The 17416-nt window shown below is 38.3% G+C and carries 10 protein-coding genes and 2 pseudogenes; 2 read left to right on the top strand and 10 right to left on the bottom strand.

Going from position 1 to position 17416, the window contains the following annotated elements; all coding sequences use genetic code 11:
- Window positions 1-62 precede the first annotated feature (62 nt).
- Both HWQ39_RS08790 and HWQ39_RS08785 read right to left on the bottom strand, forming a co-directional pair.
- Window positions 63-1151: a glycosyltransferase family A protein gene (locus HWQ39_RS08790; RefSeq protein WP_292843520.1), complete on the bottom strand. Its 1089-nt coding sequence runs from the start codon at window positions 1149-1151 to the stop codon at window positions 63-65.
- 204 nt (window positions 1152-1355) lie between these two features.
- Window positions 1356-4100: a glycosyltransferase gene (locus HWQ39_RS08785; protein WP_292843521.1), complete on the bottom strand. Its 2745-nt coding sequence runs from the start codon at window positions 4098-4100 to the stop codon at window positions 1356-1358.
- Window positions 4101-4811: 711 nt separating this feature from the next.
- Between HWQ39_RS08785 and HWQ39_RS08780 the strand changes: the two genes are divergently transcribed.
- A complete protein-coding gene (locus HWQ39_RS08780) occupies window positions 4812-5786 on the top strand; it encodes a glycosyltransferase (RefSeq protein WP_292843519.1) in 975 nt (324 codons plus the stop codon).
- A 49-nt stretch (window positions 5787-5835) separates the two neighbouring features.
- Here the strand turns inward: HWQ39_RS08780 and HWQ39_RS08775 are convergent, their stop codons facing one another.
- The 5 genes from HWQ39_RS08775 to HWQ39_RS08755 all read right to left on the bottom strand — a co-directional run bounded on the left by HWQ39_RS08775 (window position 5836) and on the right by HWQ39_RS08755 (window position 11629).
- Window positions 5836-6144, bottom strand: coding sequence for a Uma2 family endonuclease (locus HWQ39_RS08775; protein ID WP_292843518.1), 309 nt, complete (start codon window positions 6142-6144; stop codon window positions 5836-5838).
- Window positions 6104-6391, bottom strand: coding sequence for a Uma2 family endonuclease (locus tag HWQ39_RS08770; RefSeq protein ID WP_292843517.1), 288 nt, complete (start codon window positions 6389-6391; stop codon window positions 6104-6106). Before HWQ39_RS08770 ends, HWQ39_RS08775 begins: the two co-directional genes overlap by 41 nt.
- A gap of 228 nt (window positions 6392-6619) precedes the next feature.
- Window positions 6620-7234: a Uma2 family endonuclease gene (locus tag HWQ39_RS08765; RefSeq protein ID WP_292843516.1), complete on the bottom strand. Its 615-nt coding sequence runs from the start codon at window positions 7232-7234 to the stop codon at window positions 6620-6622.
- A 298-nt stretch (window positions 7235-7532) separates the two neighbouring features.
- Window positions 7533-11207 (bottom strand): tetratricopeptide repeat protein, encoded by a 3675-nt coding sequence (locus HWQ39_RS08760; RefSeq protein ID WP_292843515.1) that lies wholly within the window; start codon window positions 11205-11207, stop codon window positions 7533-7535.
- A 254-nt stretch (window positions 11208-11461) separates the two neighbouring features.
- On the bottom strand, window positions 11462-11629 hold the full coding sequence (locus tag HWQ39_RS08755; protein WP_292843514.1) for a hypothetical protein: 168 nt from the start codon (window positions 11627-11629) through the stop codon (window positions 11462-11464).
- A gap of 434 nt (window positions 11630-12063) precedes the next feature.
- Between HWQ39_RS08755 and HWQ39_RS08750 the strand changes: the two genes are divergently transcribed.
- A complete protein-coding gene (locus tag HWQ39_RS08750; RefSeq protein ID WP_292843513.1) occupies window positions 12064-13170 on the top strand; it encodes a tetratricopeptide repeat-containing sulfotransferase family protein in 1107 nt (368 codons plus the stop codon).
- 201 nt (window positions 13171-13371) lie between these two features.
- On the opposite strand, the gene HWQ39_RS08745 is transcribed toward HWQ39_RS08750, so the two are convergent.
- From HWQ39_RS08745 to HWQ39_RS08735, 3 genes and pseudogenes are all read right to left on the bottom strand, one after another.
- Window positions 13372-15663 (bottom strand): glycosyltransferase family 4 protein, encoded by a 2292-nt coding sequence (locus HWQ39_RS08745; protein WP_292843512.1) that lies wholly within the window; start codon window positions 15661-15663, stop codon window positions 13372-13374.
- Window positions 15664-15757: 94 nt separating this feature from the next.
- A pseudogene (locus HWQ39_RS08740) lies at window positions 15758-16447 on the bottom strand (sulfotransferase).
- A gap of 124 nt (window positions 16448-16571) precedes the next feature.
- Window positions 16572-17416, bottom strand: a pseudogene (locus HWQ39_RS08735) (hypothetical protein); the annotation flags it as partial.

Raw genomic sequence — 17416 nt, 5'->3', positions numbered from 1 at the left:
AGAGGCTGTAAATTATATTACCGAAGATGATGCCTTCGGTTGGTTCAACCACTGTGGTCTATTTACCTGAAAATTGCTGTAAGGGAGTTTTGTTGGGCTATTTTATATTTGAGTTGCTGGGGGTTAAGTGATTGACGGTTGAGAGAAATATTTGTAGTCGGGGTGCTGCTAAAAAAATCATGGTAGCGCGACTGGATTAATTCAGTTACTCGCTTGAGTTCCCAAGGGTCTTGCTCTAAAGAATTAATGCTGCGACTGCACTCTAAATATTCAGGAATTGTCCATCCAAGTTGTTGATTGGCAATCGCTTTTAGCCACCGTTCCCAATCTGCATATAACTTTAAGTCTGCGTCAAATCCCCCTAGTTGCTCAAAATCAACTTTGCGATACAGCAATCCTCCCTTTGGCTGATTTTCATGGAAGAATAAAGCAGGTTGGCTAAAGCCTTGATTCCACCAGTATTCCTGTGCTTGAAAGACAGCAGAGTAGGAGTTAACGAAGGAAAATTCAGGATGGGTTTCTAAGAACAGAAGGCATTTTTCGATATATGTAGGGTCAAAAATGTCGACCAAATTGATAAAAAATAAATATTTGCCTTCAGCTTGAGCGATCGCACTGTTGCGTCCTGCTGCATCACCTTGTTGACTAGAATGAGAGAGGACTTTTATTTTGTTGGTTCTTTGAGACAATGACTCAATGAATGTTAATGCATCGGCGTTTGTCAAGCAGTCATTGACAATAATCCATTCAAAATTTTGCCAGGTTTGGTTAATTATACTTCTGTAAGTAGTTTCAAAATATTCATAATTATTAACAAACACAGAAATAATCGAAACTACAGGCTCTTGGGAAGCTTCCGGCTGAAAAAATCTCACTTTTTGACTAGCAACCAGAGCCACAAAATCTCGAATCCGAGTGTCGGAGTTAACTTGTGCTAACACAAGCGAGTCGGGCTTTTTCCATCCCAGAAGCCGTTTAAATTTTAACCAAGCACTGCGGAGTTGCCAAAACTTACTCGTAGACATCATCGTACTGAAAGATTGCCATCGTTCCCACTCCAACTCGGCTTTTTGTGTCCTCAGCATCCATGTCTGCCATTGGGACTCTAACCAATCTTTTCCAGCTTGTAACTGTTGATTCCAAGCTTGCACGCTTTTTAGAGTTTCTTGGGTTTGTATGAGTTCGTCTTGAATTTGCTGTGCAGTTAGTATCCAAGCCTGAGATTGAGGAGATAAATTTTGGTGATTTTGATGAGTAAAGTGCCATACTTTGCCTGAGTTTTGCTGTTGCAGAAGTTGCTCAACACCTGTTAGCAGGAAATTAAGCTGGCGTTGATTCCACTTGCTAGGTTCAATTTAATACAAATATTGACGCAGATAATACCGTTCTTTAGCTAGATTTACAGGATTAATTGTTGAGTCAAAATTGCTAGTGATGTAGAGAGGATAGGGGTAGTAAGCAATTTCTTTACCAGTGGCGATCGCTGCTGCTAAGATGTGCCAATTGAGAGCGAACAATCCTCTTTCTGGGAAGTAGCGAAATTCTTGCAGCAGTTTGAGCGAAAATAACGCAGATATATCTTGGTTGTGGTTAAACTCCAGCAATTTGAGTAAAGAACCATCAATGAAAGCGTAGTTTACCGCCGCAGGCATCGCTTCTAGTTCTCCATCCTCTTGCAGTGCGACTTGCGGACATACTACCACATCTGCATCAGATGCAATCGCAGCCGTCACTAACTTTTCTAACATATCTGGTAAGGCAATATGTTCTACAGCTAACTGTAAAACATACTCTCCTGCTGCTAATTCGACTAAGTAATTATAACTTTCTCCCAAACTCCAGTTAGCATCTAAATTTAAATATTTATAGCTAGGAAACTTAGTTTGAGCTTGAGTAATTCTTTCTTGTAAATACTCATCAGATGATTCTCGATACCCGATAATCACATCAAAATTATTGTAAGTTTGGGCAGCAAGACTTTCTAAGCACTCTAATATAGTATTTACTGTCTGCCAGCAGACAATAGCAATTGTAATGAGCGGAGTTTGAGGTTCTTTAGGAGCGGCATTAATAAAAGCTTGACTCATATATTCTAATCTTTGGTTCAGCAGGCGTTGATTGACTTGTTCTAAAAATTCATATTGGGGAATTAATGGTTTTTCAGGATAAGCATTAATTGCCTCAGTTATAGCTTGAGCGAGAGAATAGGAATTTGCTGGGTGAAAGTAATGCACACAGTCCAAACGCTCAATTAAATTTAAAGTTTCTCGAAACCCTCCCGTATCTGAAACTACTAAACTAACGGGTAACTGTCCCATTTCTAATCCCGTATTGGGAAAGTTTTCTTGGATGCTTGTTAAGCAAACAATTGGGTGATTTAATTCAGTAATAAATGTAATTGCATCTTGACTGGATAAATTTGGTATTAAGTTGTAGGTTGTATGACTATTAAGTTGTTGTTCGATATACTGCTGACTGTCTAGATGTTGTAGTTGGGATGATTGCAGGGGAATAACTTTTCCTATGAAAATAATCTGAATTCTCTCAACTAAAATAGGATTCAGTAATTTGATTGCTTCTACGAAAGTGCAAAGTCCTTTTCTATCTTCCAAACGGCTGAAAAAGACAACGGGTATTTTATCTACATTGAGATTATTTTGATTTGCAAATCCCTCACTTTTACCTTGCTGATGTGTAGTGGGTACAAAGTATGGCAAATGCTTGGACTGAGATGTTTTCCAACCATAACTTTCTAATTTGGACTTGAGGAAGCATGAAGGAAAGTAAGCAATGTCTGCATTCTCATAGGAAAATTGCTCGTAGTGGTAAGCTTGCCAAAACCACTGGGGTTGCTCTAGAGTATATTGACTATTAACCTCGCGCAACCATTCAAAGCACCCATGAGCAGTGACACCGATAAGACAACTGTCACCCAGCAATCCAGTTTTCTTAGCTTGAATTGTGCGGTAGCCGAACCCCCAAATGTCTGGAAATTCTACATAAACTACTGCATCTGGCAAGCTAGAGACGACTGCTTGAGTGAAGAAGAAACAACAGCAACTCTGATAGTCGAAGCTACTGTTAATTACATCTTGTTGCGTTGTCGCTAAAATTTGATGATGAATTGGTTGGAGATTTAAAACCTGTTTTATTTCGTGAGTAGAGAAGACGCAATCTACATCAGGAAAGCTAGCTTTTCCTTGAAAGTCAGATTCAGTTTGACAAAGCAGTAGGATGACATACCAACCATCAGATTTAAGTTTCTGACTTAAGGTTGTATAGTAAGTGCCTATGCCACCATTTTGAGAAAAACCTTCAAATTCATTGCTGACGAGGATTGCTACTTTTTGAGGTGAGGGGTTAAGTTTTTCTGAAAACTGAGCCTGAAAGTTGATTTCAAAGTTTGCCGAATTAGGAATTATTAAATTGGAATTATTTATTCCTAGTTTTTTTACAAGTAGCTCTGGTGTTAGGCGGTCAACTTCATAATTAAAAGTGCCCAATCTTTTCACACCCTCTGGTCTTTGTCCAACGATGTACCGATTATAAAATTCATCCTCTACCTCAAATACTTCTAGCTTTTGAGAGGTTAGCGTCTCTCTGTAACAAAAATGGGTCAAGATATTTTGAGGAACTAAGCTGCATATAGCTGCAACTCTTTCAACAATAGTTGTATTAGGTGGCGTATCATATACTAGTGCTTGTCCAGCTTTCATCGGGATACTGCTGAGATAATTTTGTTGTAAAATTGACAGTATATCTTGACTATAAGGAAAGCCATCAAAAGCAAAAAATGGTCTAGGTTTTGAATTAAATAAATGGCTTTTTTTGACAACTTGCAGACAGCCATTTTGCTCGTCTACATCAATTAGAGGACACCATACTCCAAAGGATGTTAAAGATGGTTCATCTTCTAATGATGGGTCTTGATGGAGAGGCATTTCACTTAATAATACATCAGGGCTTTTAAAAACTAAATTACAAAGTACTATTCTATATTCGGGCAATAAAATTTTCAATTTGGAAGTAAAATGTCTTTTTATTTCCTGAGTAAGTAGCCTCCGATATGATAAATCTGAAGTACTTATACTAAAAGTCATACTGGTAGTTGCCAAATTATTAGGAAAAGAATACTTTTCGTTAAATTTGAGGAGGCTTTTTACTTCAGTTTTATTGAGAAATTGAATGACTGCATATCCACTTTTTTCAAGTTCTTGATGAATTTTACGCATTTTAGAATAATTCTGCTAAATTAACAGTGTCAATGTCTTGGAATTAACAACGCTATTTACGTATGCAGTAGTTGTCTTTTTAAATACCTGTTGCTGCTGATTGAACTCAGAGAAAGTATACTACTTCAGAAGCATAAATTTTTAATAAACAGGGGAAATGCTTTACAGTATAGACTTTCCACTCTTTACCACTTCTGTTTCTAGAGTATTTTTTACATTTATTAATTTTTGGTAAAGGTAGCTAAAAGTATCACCTCTCTTAGAGACATAAATTGAAGAATTTCTGAAAAATGTCAAAAAAAGTACACATAATTATGAAGAAAAGCTAAAAAATAGAAAAGTGGCTTGAAATTTGTGGATAATTCGATTGCCAGTAACCGGGGAGAGCATTCCACATATGTGAAAGCATAAATCGTGAGAAATCAGATCCTCGACTTCTTAAAGTATGCTGTTGGCGAATCAGGGGTAAGACCCTTCGTTATCCCAAAATCCTGCCGTCATCCTACAAGGGTGTGAGCGATATGTTGCTGTGTGTGATCGCTTGCAATTATCAACGAAATTATCACCAAATTATTTTTAATGTTATCTCTTTCTGCAACTGTGATTATCTGTACTGTAGACAGGTGTAAATTTCTCTCAAGAGTGATGAGTGCCGTTTCGCTTTGGCGATGTTCTTTTCAAGAGTTAATTGTAGTCGTTGGCCCGGCACAAGATGATACCAAGTTAGTTTTATTAGAATATCAGGATATTATTAATCAGGTTATTTTTACTGAGCAAAGAAATGTGAGTGTGGCTAGAAACTTAGGTTTAAAAGCTGCAACAAAAGACATTATTTTTTATCTTGATGATGATGTTATTCCTCCCAACAATTGGATAGATTTACATTTACAAATTTACCGAGAACAGGGAGCAAGTTGTGGTTGTGTGGGTGGAGCAGTTATAGATAAATATCAACCAAATGGTAGATTGCAATTTGCTAGAGGCGTCAATAATCGTTTGAGCGAATCTCGACCAGTTCTTTGTACAACACAGACAACTAGATATATCTCCAGTTCTCAATGGTTTTGCGGTGTAATGGGAGCCAATGCTTCATATAAACGAGAAGCTTTAGTGAAAATTGGCTATTTTGATGAGTTTTTTGAATATTTTTTAGAAGAAACCGATGTCTGTTTGCGTTTGTTGGAAGCTGGCTACACGGTTCATCATATAGATGCGGTTGTAGAACACTATGTGCAACCTAGTCATAATCGCCGCGATCGCCGACATCTCACCTGTTGGTATTCTTTAGCTAAAAATACTACTTACTTTGCTTTAAAACACGGTTGTCAAAAACTACCTTTCCCAATGTTTTTAATGCGTCTCACTTTACTTCTGATGTACCGTTGTTTGTTAAGAATTTTACGCCTTAAATTTACTCATGATCTGCCTTTTTATTTGTTATTTCAATATATTGAAGATTTTATTGTAGGTGTTCGTCACGGCTGGGAGGCTGGAATGAAATTGCATAATCCTCAAGACTGGAAAAAGGAGAAAATGAGAGTAAAATTAGGATGATGCTGTGCCAAAAAGAAGCAAAGCGATTGAGGGACTGAGAAGAAACCAGCTATTGTCGCCGAGTCATAGCCATTAATGCATTAACCGTAAGTTCGGGTAGAATACCTAAGCTTGGCAGAAAGTCTTCTCCTGCAAAGACTATTGGTAAGTCGTCTCCTTGCCAGACCCAAATCTGCTGACGAGCGAGATCGATTAACCAGGCTAGTTGTGTTCCGTTGCTGAGGCAGTGGAGAATCTTGTTTTGTAAGTCTAGGGTGCTTTGGTTGGGCGAGCGAATTTCAATTAACCAATCTGGCGCTCCATAAAATGGGCCGTCCTCACCAGTGCCAGATATTGCGATCGTTGCCTGCGATCGCAATATCTGGCACTGGTGAGTAGGGAGGTACGATGCAGCGTAGCTCTTGCACGGCTTCAAATTGATCGGTGCGATCGTTGATATGATTGACTAGGTTACGCTGTAGCCGTGAGTGAAAGAGGGTTGGCATTGTTTTTTGCACGGCTCGCCCATCAATTAATTCCCATGCCGGAGAAGTCTCAATATTGGGTTGAGCTAGAAACTCTGCAAGCAAAATCGTGGCGATCGACTGGGGCATATCTGTTGACAAAATTCTACTATGATTGCCTGCACGAATGGCTATATTTCACAATGATACTTCAACGACTCCCTTCAACAATTGTGAGTTGGAAATCCTCTACAGCTTTACTGAGAGTGAATTTACTATAAGGCATAGATTTCTAACTATTAGAGAGTATAACTATCCAGTTGAAAAAGGTTAAAAAGCTTATAAAACAAGCTTTATTACCTTACTATCCCCTGCCCCCTTGCCTCTTGTTCAATCCCACACCCGACGCAAATTCAGCACAAAACCCGGTAAGACTGCTTCTCCCGACAACTCAGCCGGATTTTCCAACACTTCCACTACTAATTCTGGTCGATAAATTTCCACCCGTCGCTGCTGCGGATCGATTAACCAGCCCAGGAGAGCGCCATTGTCAATATACTCTCTCATCTTAGCTTGCAGGGACTTGAGGCTATCTGAGCTAGACCGTAACTCTACAACAAAATTAGGACAGATATTAGCAAAGGTTCCTTTTTGTTCTGGAGTAAGTGCTTCCCAACATTCTTGGCTCACCCAAGAGGCATCGGGAGAACGAGTTGCACCATTGGGTAAAATGAAGCCAGTCGAGGAGTCAAAGGCTTTACCCAGTTCGCCCGAATTACGCCACCATAAATACAACTCTCCAGAAATACTCCAATTGCGTTCTCCAGTTTCCCAACCCATTAGTGGGTTCACAATTAACTCTCCTTGTGCAGTTCTTTCCAATCTCAAATCTCGGTTGGCTGCTGCTAAAGCTGCAAACTGTTCCTGGGTGACGTACAACCCAATTGTAGAGGGCAACTCAATCAATAGGGTTTCGGTTTCTGGATTGGTGGGAGTCTGTACCATCTTGACCTCTTACACAATAGAGATTAGGTGAAAGATGCTTACCTGATTAACTAAACATTCTACAGGCAGATAAGCGATCGCTTGTAGAATGACGGTAGAGAGTAGCTCCCGGTTAAAGGGATATTAAACACAAGTAGCGGACTCCTTTCGAGTTGCCTGCGCTTCAACCCTTACCAATGCTAGCGTCGAGATGACGATAGCAGAGATTAAAGATGCACGCGATCGCCTCGCTAATCTTGATCGCCGCAGATTTTTGCTAATGAGCAATTAACGTCTGTAGTTGATTTGTTGTTTTTGGTTACATGCAAAAAATTCTCGGTTGAAGCTGTAAGGCACGGCGGTAAGAGATACTTGCATCATTAAGCTGACCTCGTTCTGCTAAGATATCGCCTAAGTGTTTGTGCGACCAAGAGTAATCTGGATTTAGTTCAATGGCACGTCGGTAAGCAGCGATCGCATCTTCCCATTTCTGATCTTTTTCTAAAGCCTTTGCTAACTCCAAGTGTATTTCAAAGTTATCTGCGTGAAATTGGAGTACAGTTTGGTAAGTAGCGATCGCATCATCTAAGCGATTTTGTCTAACTAAAGCATTGCCTAACTGTAGATAGATTTCAACATCATCTGGCTTAATTGTCAATGCTTGATGGTAAAGTTGGATCTCATCAAGGTTGGATACGATGCGAGAGCGATAATAGCTCATTATTCCCTCGCTTCCCTGAGTTTGTTGGAGATAAGATTTGAGTAGTGCTAATTCAGTTTGCGAGGTCTGTAATTCAGATTCAGATTGTGTCAATTCAGTTTGAGTTTGTTGCAATTGGTTTTGAGTATATTGTAAATCCGACTGAGATTTTACAAATTCAGTTTTAGAGGCATGTAGTTCAGATTGAGATTGTGTCAATTCAGTTTGTGTGGTGTACAGTTGAGACTGAGATTGTTTGAATTCTTCTTGAACTTGTTGCAGTTCTGCTCTACTTTGTTGCCAATTCCCCACTCTGTCTAGCAAGCGATATCTGCTCAAAGATTCCATACAAAAGGCAGTTGTTAATTCCGCCGAGCCAAATGTCTTTTTATCTGTTTTACCACCATACATAGGAATTCTCTGCCAAGAACCATCAGATTGTTGAGTTTTGAATAAAAAATCAATGGCTTTATCTAAGCTGAGGGTTTGACAATTGAAATTCAGCAACGTACATACGGCTAAAGCTGTCAGTAACTCGTCACCAAATGATCCGTCAGCTTTCTGTAAACTGAAAATTTTATTAGTGACTGGAGCTATTATTCCTCGAAGTGAATTTACACCATTAAAATATGCCCTTGAAAGCATATAGTAAAAATTGAACTTGTGATTATAGAATGATGTGTTATCATCTTCGGTTCCTTGAAGAACAACGCTAGTTAAATACTCAACTACTTTTTGGGTCTGTTTATTTTCTCCAAGATATAATAAAACATTAGCGTTGACTACGCAGCAAATATCATCTTTGTTAGTCAGTTGCCAGAATTCATCTAGGCAAGAAAATCGTTTTCCTAACGTCAGGAAATTTAGAATAATCCCTCTGAAATATCTAGGAAGTAGCCAGGTGTAAAATAATCCCTGTCGGTTTCTGTTGCCAAGAATGATTGCAATATTCGGCTGAATTGGTATACTATTCATCCTCAAAACATAAGACGCGCAGCAAATATCATCTAAGTCAGGAGGCGCAACATAATGCTTTTGATTTTTTGATGACCAATACCTCCACAATCCACCTGATTCCATTTCTTTTGATAGAAAGCTTAATCCTCTTGCGATTAGTTGTTGCACCTTACTTTCATAGCTTAGAAAACTTAGAGAATAAATTACAAGGGAGGTTACAAAGGGGGAACTATCAAAAACTAATTTTTCTGTTGCTTCCTGCTTCAAGCCAAGAGTCCCACAAATCGCCTTTAAATTTTCATTTGGCAAGGTGGTCTGAAACTCTCCATCTTCTAATTGAACTTTAGTTAAGAAATCTATAGCTTTAGTGATGCTATCTTTCAACTCATCAAAAGGTAATGTAGTAGGAATTTCAAGCATCTCTTGCCGTTGTTGCTGAATAGTTTCTTGTCTATTAAGCTTCCGCGGCAACTTGACTAACTTTGCAATGAAGTTTGAACATGAAATAACAGGGAGATTAAATTCAGTCGCTCTTTGAGCGATCGCTGGATAAAATAGGGCTATATGTAACGCCAGCAAACTCAAAGATGACACTTCTCGGACAGATAACAGAATTGTCAAAGCCAAAGGCAGCCACACTTCGTAAAAATCATGGGGTAGTATGTAAGCTTTCTGAACTGGAGCAATGTCAAATACACCTGATGTCAATTTAATATTGATCATCCTTAATGGAATATAAGGGATGAAGAACACTAGCACTAAAGGAGCGAAGTGAGAAGTAACCCACATCAGTAGACATAGCAAGAAAATTTCAGATGGAAAGACAATATAACTTATTCCAAATCGAGCCGAGTCTACGCCGATGCTTGTTACCAAGGTCTTCACGCCCGAATTTAGATCATTTTCCCAATCCCAAATTTGATGTAAAACAATAGCTCTAATTCCTGCAAGAAATGCCCAAGCAGTGGCAACAGTAGCTAAACTAGCACTCTGCGGTTGGGGTATGCTAGCTAAATCAGAGAATACTGTAGCAACAAGCAGGGTTGGTACAGCGTGTACCTGTGCTGCATCAGTAATTACCCCCCAAATACCTCTTTCTTTTAGTCTGAGGGGAGGAGCAGAATAAATAGTTAGCAGTATGTAAATAGTAGCAAGTAACAATGTTGATTTAGCATTAACACCAATAAAAAACCAAGGGATTAAACCTGCAACTGCCAAACTTGTACCCAACAAAATGCGCTGTAAATTTGAGAGTGAAGTTATTCTATTGTGCTTACCCGCTTGCAAATCCACCTCAATATCAAAAATGTCATTGACAACATGACCGTAGGCAGCGATAAAAAACATGGAAGCTAAGAGAGCTAGCAGCGTAATGATAGATTGTAGAGGTGGCGTAGGTTGTAAAAGTATTTCGGCATAAGCAATAGCAAGTAGCGGTGGAATTTTGTAGAACCACCAGTCGCTACCTCGAAGCAAGTTGAAAAATGATAAAAACTTTTCCCGGGTTCCAACGTCTTTATCTGTTTTTGGTTCTGGAGCCTCCATAAATTCTACAAGTTGCTCTACAGTTAATGAGTCTACTTTATAATCAATGATCCCTAGACTTTGAACATGTTTTGGTTTTTCACCCAAAATATAGCTGTCGTAGAAGCTACTATCTATCTCAAAAATCTCCATTTTCTTAGAGTCAGGGGAATCCAAATAGCAGAAATGCATTAGTTTATTTTTAGGAGCTAAAATACAAACTATCACTACCCTTTCAGCATCCGATGAATTAGGATAAGAACCGTGAAAAAGCCGTCTGTCATAAATCAGTGCTTGTCCTGCTCTCATCGGTGCGCTAGTAAGATAACGATGTTTCATGCATAAAAATATGTCTTTACTGTAAGGGAAAATATTAAAAGCAAATTGATGCCTTGGCTTTGAATTCAATAGATGACTTTTATTAATAATTTGAAGACAACCATTGTTCTCATTGACATCAACTAAAGGACACCAGACTTGAAATGATTTTAGAGATGTTTCGTCTACTATAGATGGATCTTGATGTAAAAGCATTTCATTACTTGATGAACCTGGCTTCTTAGTTACATAGAGAGAGGCTACAATTGTGTAATTAGGAAATAAGTTTATTAGCTTAGGTTCAAATATTTTTTTAATTTCTTGAGTTAATAATTGAGGAGGTGATAACTCTGAACTGGAACTAGTAAATGAGTTATATCCTGATGAATCTCTAGAAAGAGAATTTATCATGTATAAATTATAAAGATTTTGTACTTCATCCTCATTAAGAAGATTAATGATTGTATATCCTTTCTCTTCAAGTTGCTGATGCATATCATGTCCACGATAAATTTTTCTTTAATTTAGAGACCCACGCCTTAGCGTTTTAGCTTAAACCCTAATGTATTTTGGCTCACTGCCGCTAAGTTTATACCAATTGCAAAAATTAAAGTGACAAATAGACAAATATTGAGTATAAAAAGATGAGCTTTGCTATATACTTACTATCCAGTACCTGCACTGAACCCTCAGAAATGCGTAGAAATCAGTCTTAAATTCATTTTCAAAGAGAAAAGTTCTCCAGTTTCTTAGCCTATTGGTGGGTTCACAATTAACTCTTCTTGTACTATTCTTTCCAGTCTCAAGCTTCGGTTGGCTGCTGCTAAGGCTGCAAACTGTTCCTGGGTGACGTACAACCCGATTGTCTTAGGCAACTCAATCAATAGGGTTTCTGGACTGGCGGGCATCTGTACCATCTTGACTTCTTACACAATAGAGATTAAGTGAAAGATGCATACCTGATTAATTAAACATTCTACACACAGATAAGCGATCGCCTGCTTTAATGTACGAGCGTTAGATATACTTTCCAATCGATCAGCCTGGGTTCCCAAAAACGCTGGTATTGAAAAAGGCCTTAGAGTTAAGTTGAGAATATTCTTAGAGTCATGGATGCAAATCAAAAACTTATAATTAATCATAAACCAAGGCTATATTCAGGACGAGTTATTTACTTCTTAGTTCAAGAGAATTGGGAGCAGATGTTCAATCCAATGTAACTTAATGGCTGGAATAGTTGGGTTGTAGAGGCAAAGACGATATCTACCATGATGAACCCCACGTTTGAGTCTTAGCAGAAAAATTGAATGCTTGTTTAGAGCAGACAGACCGACAATACGAGGAAAAACAAGTGCCATTAGTTCAAATTAACGCAATGAGTGATAGAGAAAAACAATTAGTATCTCACTATCAAAAAGCTTTAATTATTAAATATGATAGCTCTCATATCCATGAGAAACTAGCAATAATATATCAAAGCCAATTTCAATTCCAAGAAGCATATTATCATTATCTAAAATCTCTTCAATTTGACACTCATAACTTTAAAACGTACTGGAATTTAAAGTTTGCTTTACTAGGCTTAACCTGGAGTAATGAAAAAATAGATTCCGGTTTGCTAGAGGAAGGTGTTACCATTCTCCGTGAAACAATTCAGAATCAGCCGAATTTTTATTTTGCTCGCGTCGTCTTAGGTATTTTGTTAACCTTACAAGGTAAAAGTGAAGAAGCAATTGATTCCTACCAAGCAGCCAGCTATCAGCAAATCCTGATATCCCATCCCCAACTGATGGAAAAACAATGGGATTTTAACCAAAAACTTCAGCCAAATTTTCTCATTCCTGGATTTATTAGATGCGGTACTACCTCTCTTTATTCTTTTCTAAGCACCCATCCTCAAGTTCTTCCTGCTGTTGATAAAGAAGTTCATTTCTTTGGCAATTTTTCTGAGCAAGGTATTAATTATTACCTCGCTCATTTCCCTTCAATTTCTAATAGCACAAATTATATTACTGGCGAAGCAACTCCTATTTATCTTAATTCTCCAAATATAGCTAAAAAGATATTCGCTATATTTCCCAAAATGAAATTTATCATTCTTTTAAGAAACCCAATAGATAGAGCTATTTCTTCGTACTATCATCAGCATCCGGCAAGCGGTCAATCTAAGCTAACACAGAGTAGCATAACTGAAACTATAGAAAAAATTCCCAGTTTAATAAATCAGTGGTTTGATTGGTTATTCTATAACCCATTATTATTATTAGAAAATTACCAACAATATATAAAATGTGTACTATTACCTGATTTGTTAGGCAGTTTATATATCTATTATCTCAAAGAATGGATGAGTATTTTTCCGAGAGAGCAGTTTTTAATTCTCAAAAGCGAGGATTTATTTGATGATCCATCAGCAACTATGAAAGAGGTTTATAGTTTTATGAATCTACCAGATTAGCAGATTCATAAATATCGCAATTATAACCCTGGCTTATATACTCCAATTAATGATAAATCACGGCACCAGTTGTTAGAATTTTTCTGTCCTTATAACCAGCAACTTGAGGAATATTTAGGGATGAACTTTAACTGGAAATGATGATACAGCAGAATTCTGACTCTTCGATTCTGAATTCTGCTAGATATCTCTATGTATGCTTTAGGTGAGTAGGTCAATTGAATGGTATATCTCAGCATTTATTTGAACATTAGCCAACTCTAACCATTCAGAATCATCAAGCCGTGCTATCGTTTTTTTTAACTCCAACTTAGCTTTTTCAACATTTTTGACATGAATAAAATACATGACTTTAGCTGCCAGAATATTCGGCTGCATTTTCTTTGATGTAATATCTAAAGAATAACTAAAAGCGGCTTCAACTTCAGTTTCAGAAAAACTATCAAATGAATATAAATTATATAACAACTCATGGGGAATCAGCTTGATATAGCGAAAAGCTCTGGAAGAATAAATGAAGGGATGCTCAATCGGCACTAGATACTCTCGCAAACGATACATAATTAAATGAATCCAAGAAGTATAGTAATGGGCAAAGTCTTGGTGGATTATGAGAGATACTTCTGGAATCAGATAAGGAAAGAAATTTTTTATAATACTATTTGTTAATTCCCAGGATTTCATAGCATCAATAAAAAGACATTCAATTTCACCCTGTTGCCAGCCAATTTCTGCAATATTCCCAGGATGGAGATGAATAAGATGACTCCAAGAATTAATTCGCTCCATGTATTCGTCTAGAAAACTATCTCCATCTTTGTACTTTCCTTCTAACGAAGTGCCGATGACACTTTGCGGCATATTAGCTGATGAACACCAAATAAAAATATCGTAAGCATGAATGCGTTGGTTTTTATTAGTTACACAGGAATTAGCCTCAAGTCCCATTGCTAGGGAAATAGTTGATGAACCCAACCAGCAACCGAGTTCTACAATTTCCCCTCTACCTGAATACTCATTTTGGGCATAGTTCTCTAAAAAGAGTTGCTCCTCCATTGAAGTCATACCCAATATCCATTGCTTGGGTTCACTTTTATCTAGATAACTTGTGGATGATGTTGCTGTTTGGCAAAAAGCTTGATTGATATACTCCAATTTTTTATTCAGCAAGTGTTGATTCACAAAATGGAGAAACTCTCTCATCGGTACACCAAATTTCTCTGGATAGGCTGAGATAGTTTGAATCATAGCTTGTGCAAGAGAGCGCACCTTCTCCGGTATGAACCAGCGCACAGCATCCGTGCGTCCAATTAGATTGAGAGTTTCTCGAAATCCACCTGTATCTGAAACGATTAAACTAACAGGTAATTGTCCCATTTCTAATGCTGTATTGGGAAAGTTCTCTTGACTACTGGTGAGGCAAACGACTGCACAATGCAACAAACTCACTAACTGAATCGCTTCTTGACTGAACAAATCAGTCACAATACTGTAGCGACATTTAGAGTCTAACTTTTGTTTAATATATTGCTGACTATCTAAACCTTGTAAACCCTCTGCTTGCAGAGCAACGTTCTTACCCACAAAGATGATATGAACTTTTTCAATAATATTGCTTTCTAGTAGTTTGATTGCTTCTAGAAAGATAAAAAGCCCTTTTCTCTCCTCCAATCTTCCAAAAAAGACAAGCGGAATTTTATCTTCATTAACAATTTTTTGCAAATCTTTTCTCAGCGTAATTGTTTTCAATGGTTGTTCAATAACTGAAAAACAATAGGGTAAATGCTTTGCATGAGATGTCTTCCAACCATACTTCGCCACTTTCTCTTTAAGAAAATGTGACAGAAAAAATGCTAAATCTGCCTGTTCAAAGGAATATTGCTCATAATAGCTCGTTTGCCAAAACCAGTCAGGATGAGAATGTGTGTACCTTGCATGAGCTTCTTGCAGCCACTCCTGTCCACTATGCAAAGTAACAGCCACCACACATTTCTCTCCTAAAATACGCGATCGCTTGGCTTGAACCGTGTGGTATCCTAATCCCAGCATTTCAGGAAATTCAATGTAAATATAGGCCTTAGGAAATGTAGTAGCGATCGCTTGAGCAAAAAACAGCGCACAATAGCTCTCGTAGTCTACCCATTCCCAGGGGAGCAACTGAGATAAAATTGCCAAGTGAGTCGGCTGTAATTCCAATACGTCAATACATTCGCTGGTCGAAAAGATATGTTTCACTGCGGGAATAGTTGACTCTCCAGCAAACTTCTCTTGACTTTGGCAAAGCAGTAGCACAACATAAAAGTCTTCTGCCGCTAATCTCTCACTGAGAGTTCGGTAGTAAGTGCCAATTCCACCATTCCTAAAAATGCCTTCATATTCAGTTGTTACAAGTAATGCTATTCGTGCAACGGCTGAGGGCAATTTGTCTTTTATTGTCTGTTTAAACCTAACTTCAAAGTTGCTAAAGTGAATTATGGAAAGCAATTTATTCATACATGATTATAAAAATTAATTTACTGATTAACAAAACATAAATAATCTCTTTAATGTAATTATTGCCAGTAAAATTTCATACTTAAATAATCTTCTAACTTCTGATTGCGCGGTTGTAAAAAATCAGATAATTTTTTGCGTAATTCGTTGTTAGTTTTTGAATAAGAACCAGAATTAACTTGGGGTATCCTGAAAGCGAGTAATCAGTTATTTCTAAAAAACTATAAACCTGTTTCATAGTTTTATCTGTTTGATTATAAAGGTCTTCACTTCGCAAAATCAGAAACTGTTCTCTCGGAAAAACAGCCATCCATTTTTTTAAAAAATAGAAGTATAAACCAAACTAGAGATATCCTTTTCCTGTTTGCCAGTATTTCTCAATGACTTGGGTAGGATCGGCTATGCCTTTCAGTATTTCCAGTTCAGATGTCATCGCTACTTCCAAAGTACGATGTTCTTTCATCGACTTAAGACTCATATTGTATTGAGAAATTGCTCTGGTAACAGGGTTACGTAATATGGCAATTAGCTTGATTTTGGGGAATAACTGAAATACTCTTTTTTCAACTTCATAGCTACCGAGATACCAAGGCGTTGCTTCTCCGGTTAAAAAGCCTTCTTCAACAGGAAGGGGAGGAAAATGAGCTAGATACCAATCAACTCCGAGGTCGAAATATTTATTAAAAAAATGTAATTCCTTGTCGCTAGCTGGGAGAATTTGAGGGTGTTGGTACAGATAATAGTAAAGCGAAGAAGTGCCAGCTTTCCCCATGCCAATAATCAAGAAACTTACATCATGAATTTTCGGAGAATTTGCGTAAGAATAATTCTTTTGCTCTTTTACTCCCCCTGCCTCCCCTGCCTCCCCTGCCCCTCTGCCTCCCCTGCCTCCCCTGCCCCTCTGCTCCCCCAAGCCGCCGCGCTAAGGCTTCAAGCGGATTTGCCCCTGGACGAATGCTTTTAATCCACCATTGTTCGCTACTGGGTATTTGTTTACCCAATCGCAGTTGGGGAATTACACCAGCTTGTACAATTGAAGATTTGCCGCTTCCAGAAGCACCGATGACGGCTAGAAAAGAGCGATCGCGTAGTTGGTGAATTAACTGCTGAGTTAAAGCTTCTCTGCCGTAAAAATACTGGCTATCTTCTTCCAAAAAAGCACTTAATCCCATGTAAGGGCATACTCCCAAATCCAATCCTGTGGTAGTTTCTGCTGTGTTTGTGTAAGTTTTTGCTTGGAGAATTTCTATAATGCCTTGCGTGCCTGATAGCCAGATGTAAAAAGGAACACCGCTACCTGCCAAGGATAATTGTAGTTGAGCGATCGCTCCGGCGGCTGAGAGTCCATCTGCTTGGGTTGCCGCCATCAAAGTATCAAGAAATTTTTGGGCAAAGCGTTCTGATTCCTCAGCAGGTGAGGCGTAGGCGATTAAACATTGTCCTTGGTAGGAGTCAATTTGCAAATCTTCTACCCAATCTTGCAAGGATGTATTAGCTACAGGACAATCGAGGATAATAATTTGTTGAGCGGTACAGAGGCGTAGCTGTTGTTTCAACCAGGAACGCTTGATGCGGATATTTTCTCCGAGCAATAACCATTCGCCTGCGTCGGTTTTTTCAATTCGTCCCCGCAGATAAAGTAGAATAACTTCTGATGCTGGTTGTTGTAAATGACGAGCGATCGCTTCTTTGATGCGACAGGGTTAGCGCGTCTCAAACCCTATTGACAAGCGAACTTGCCTGATCCGCAATC

Source organism: Nostoc sp. NMS8 (genome assembly GCF_017115045.1).
Lineage (GTDB): Bacteria > Cyanobacteriota > Cyanobacteriia > Cyanobacteriales > Nostocaceae > Nostoc.
The sequence above is the reverse complement of the archived record's forward strand: the minus strand, read 5'-3'. Positions and strand labels throughout refer to the sequence as shown.

Excerpts from the sequence above, each read along its gene's own strand:
- HWQ39_RS08785 (WP_292843521.1), bottom strand. The coding sequence starts at position 4,100 with ATGACTTTTAGTATAAGTACTTCAGATTTATCATATCGGAGGCTACTT.
- HWQ39_RS08745 (WP_292843512.1), bottom strand. The coding sequence starts at position 15,663 with ATGAATAAATTGCTTTCCATAATTCACTTTAGCAACTTTGAAGTTAGG.
- HWQ39_RS08780 (WP_292843519.1), top strand. The coding sequence starts at position 4,812 with ATGTTATCTCTTTCTGCAACTGTGATTATCTGTACTGTAGACAGGTGT.
- HWQ39_RS08755 (WP_292843514.1), bottom strand. The coding sequence starts at position 11,629 with ATGGTACAGATGCCCGCCAGTCCAGAAACCCTATTGATTGAGTTGCCT.
- HWQ39_RS08760 (WP_292843515.1), bottom strand. The coding sequence starts at position 11,207 with ATGCATCAGCAACTTGAAGAGAAAGGATATACAATCATTAATCTTCTT.
- HWQ39_RS08765 (WP_292843516.1), bottom strand. The coding sequence starts at position 7,234 with ATGGTACAGACTCCCACCAATCCAGAAACCGAAACCCTATTGATTGAG.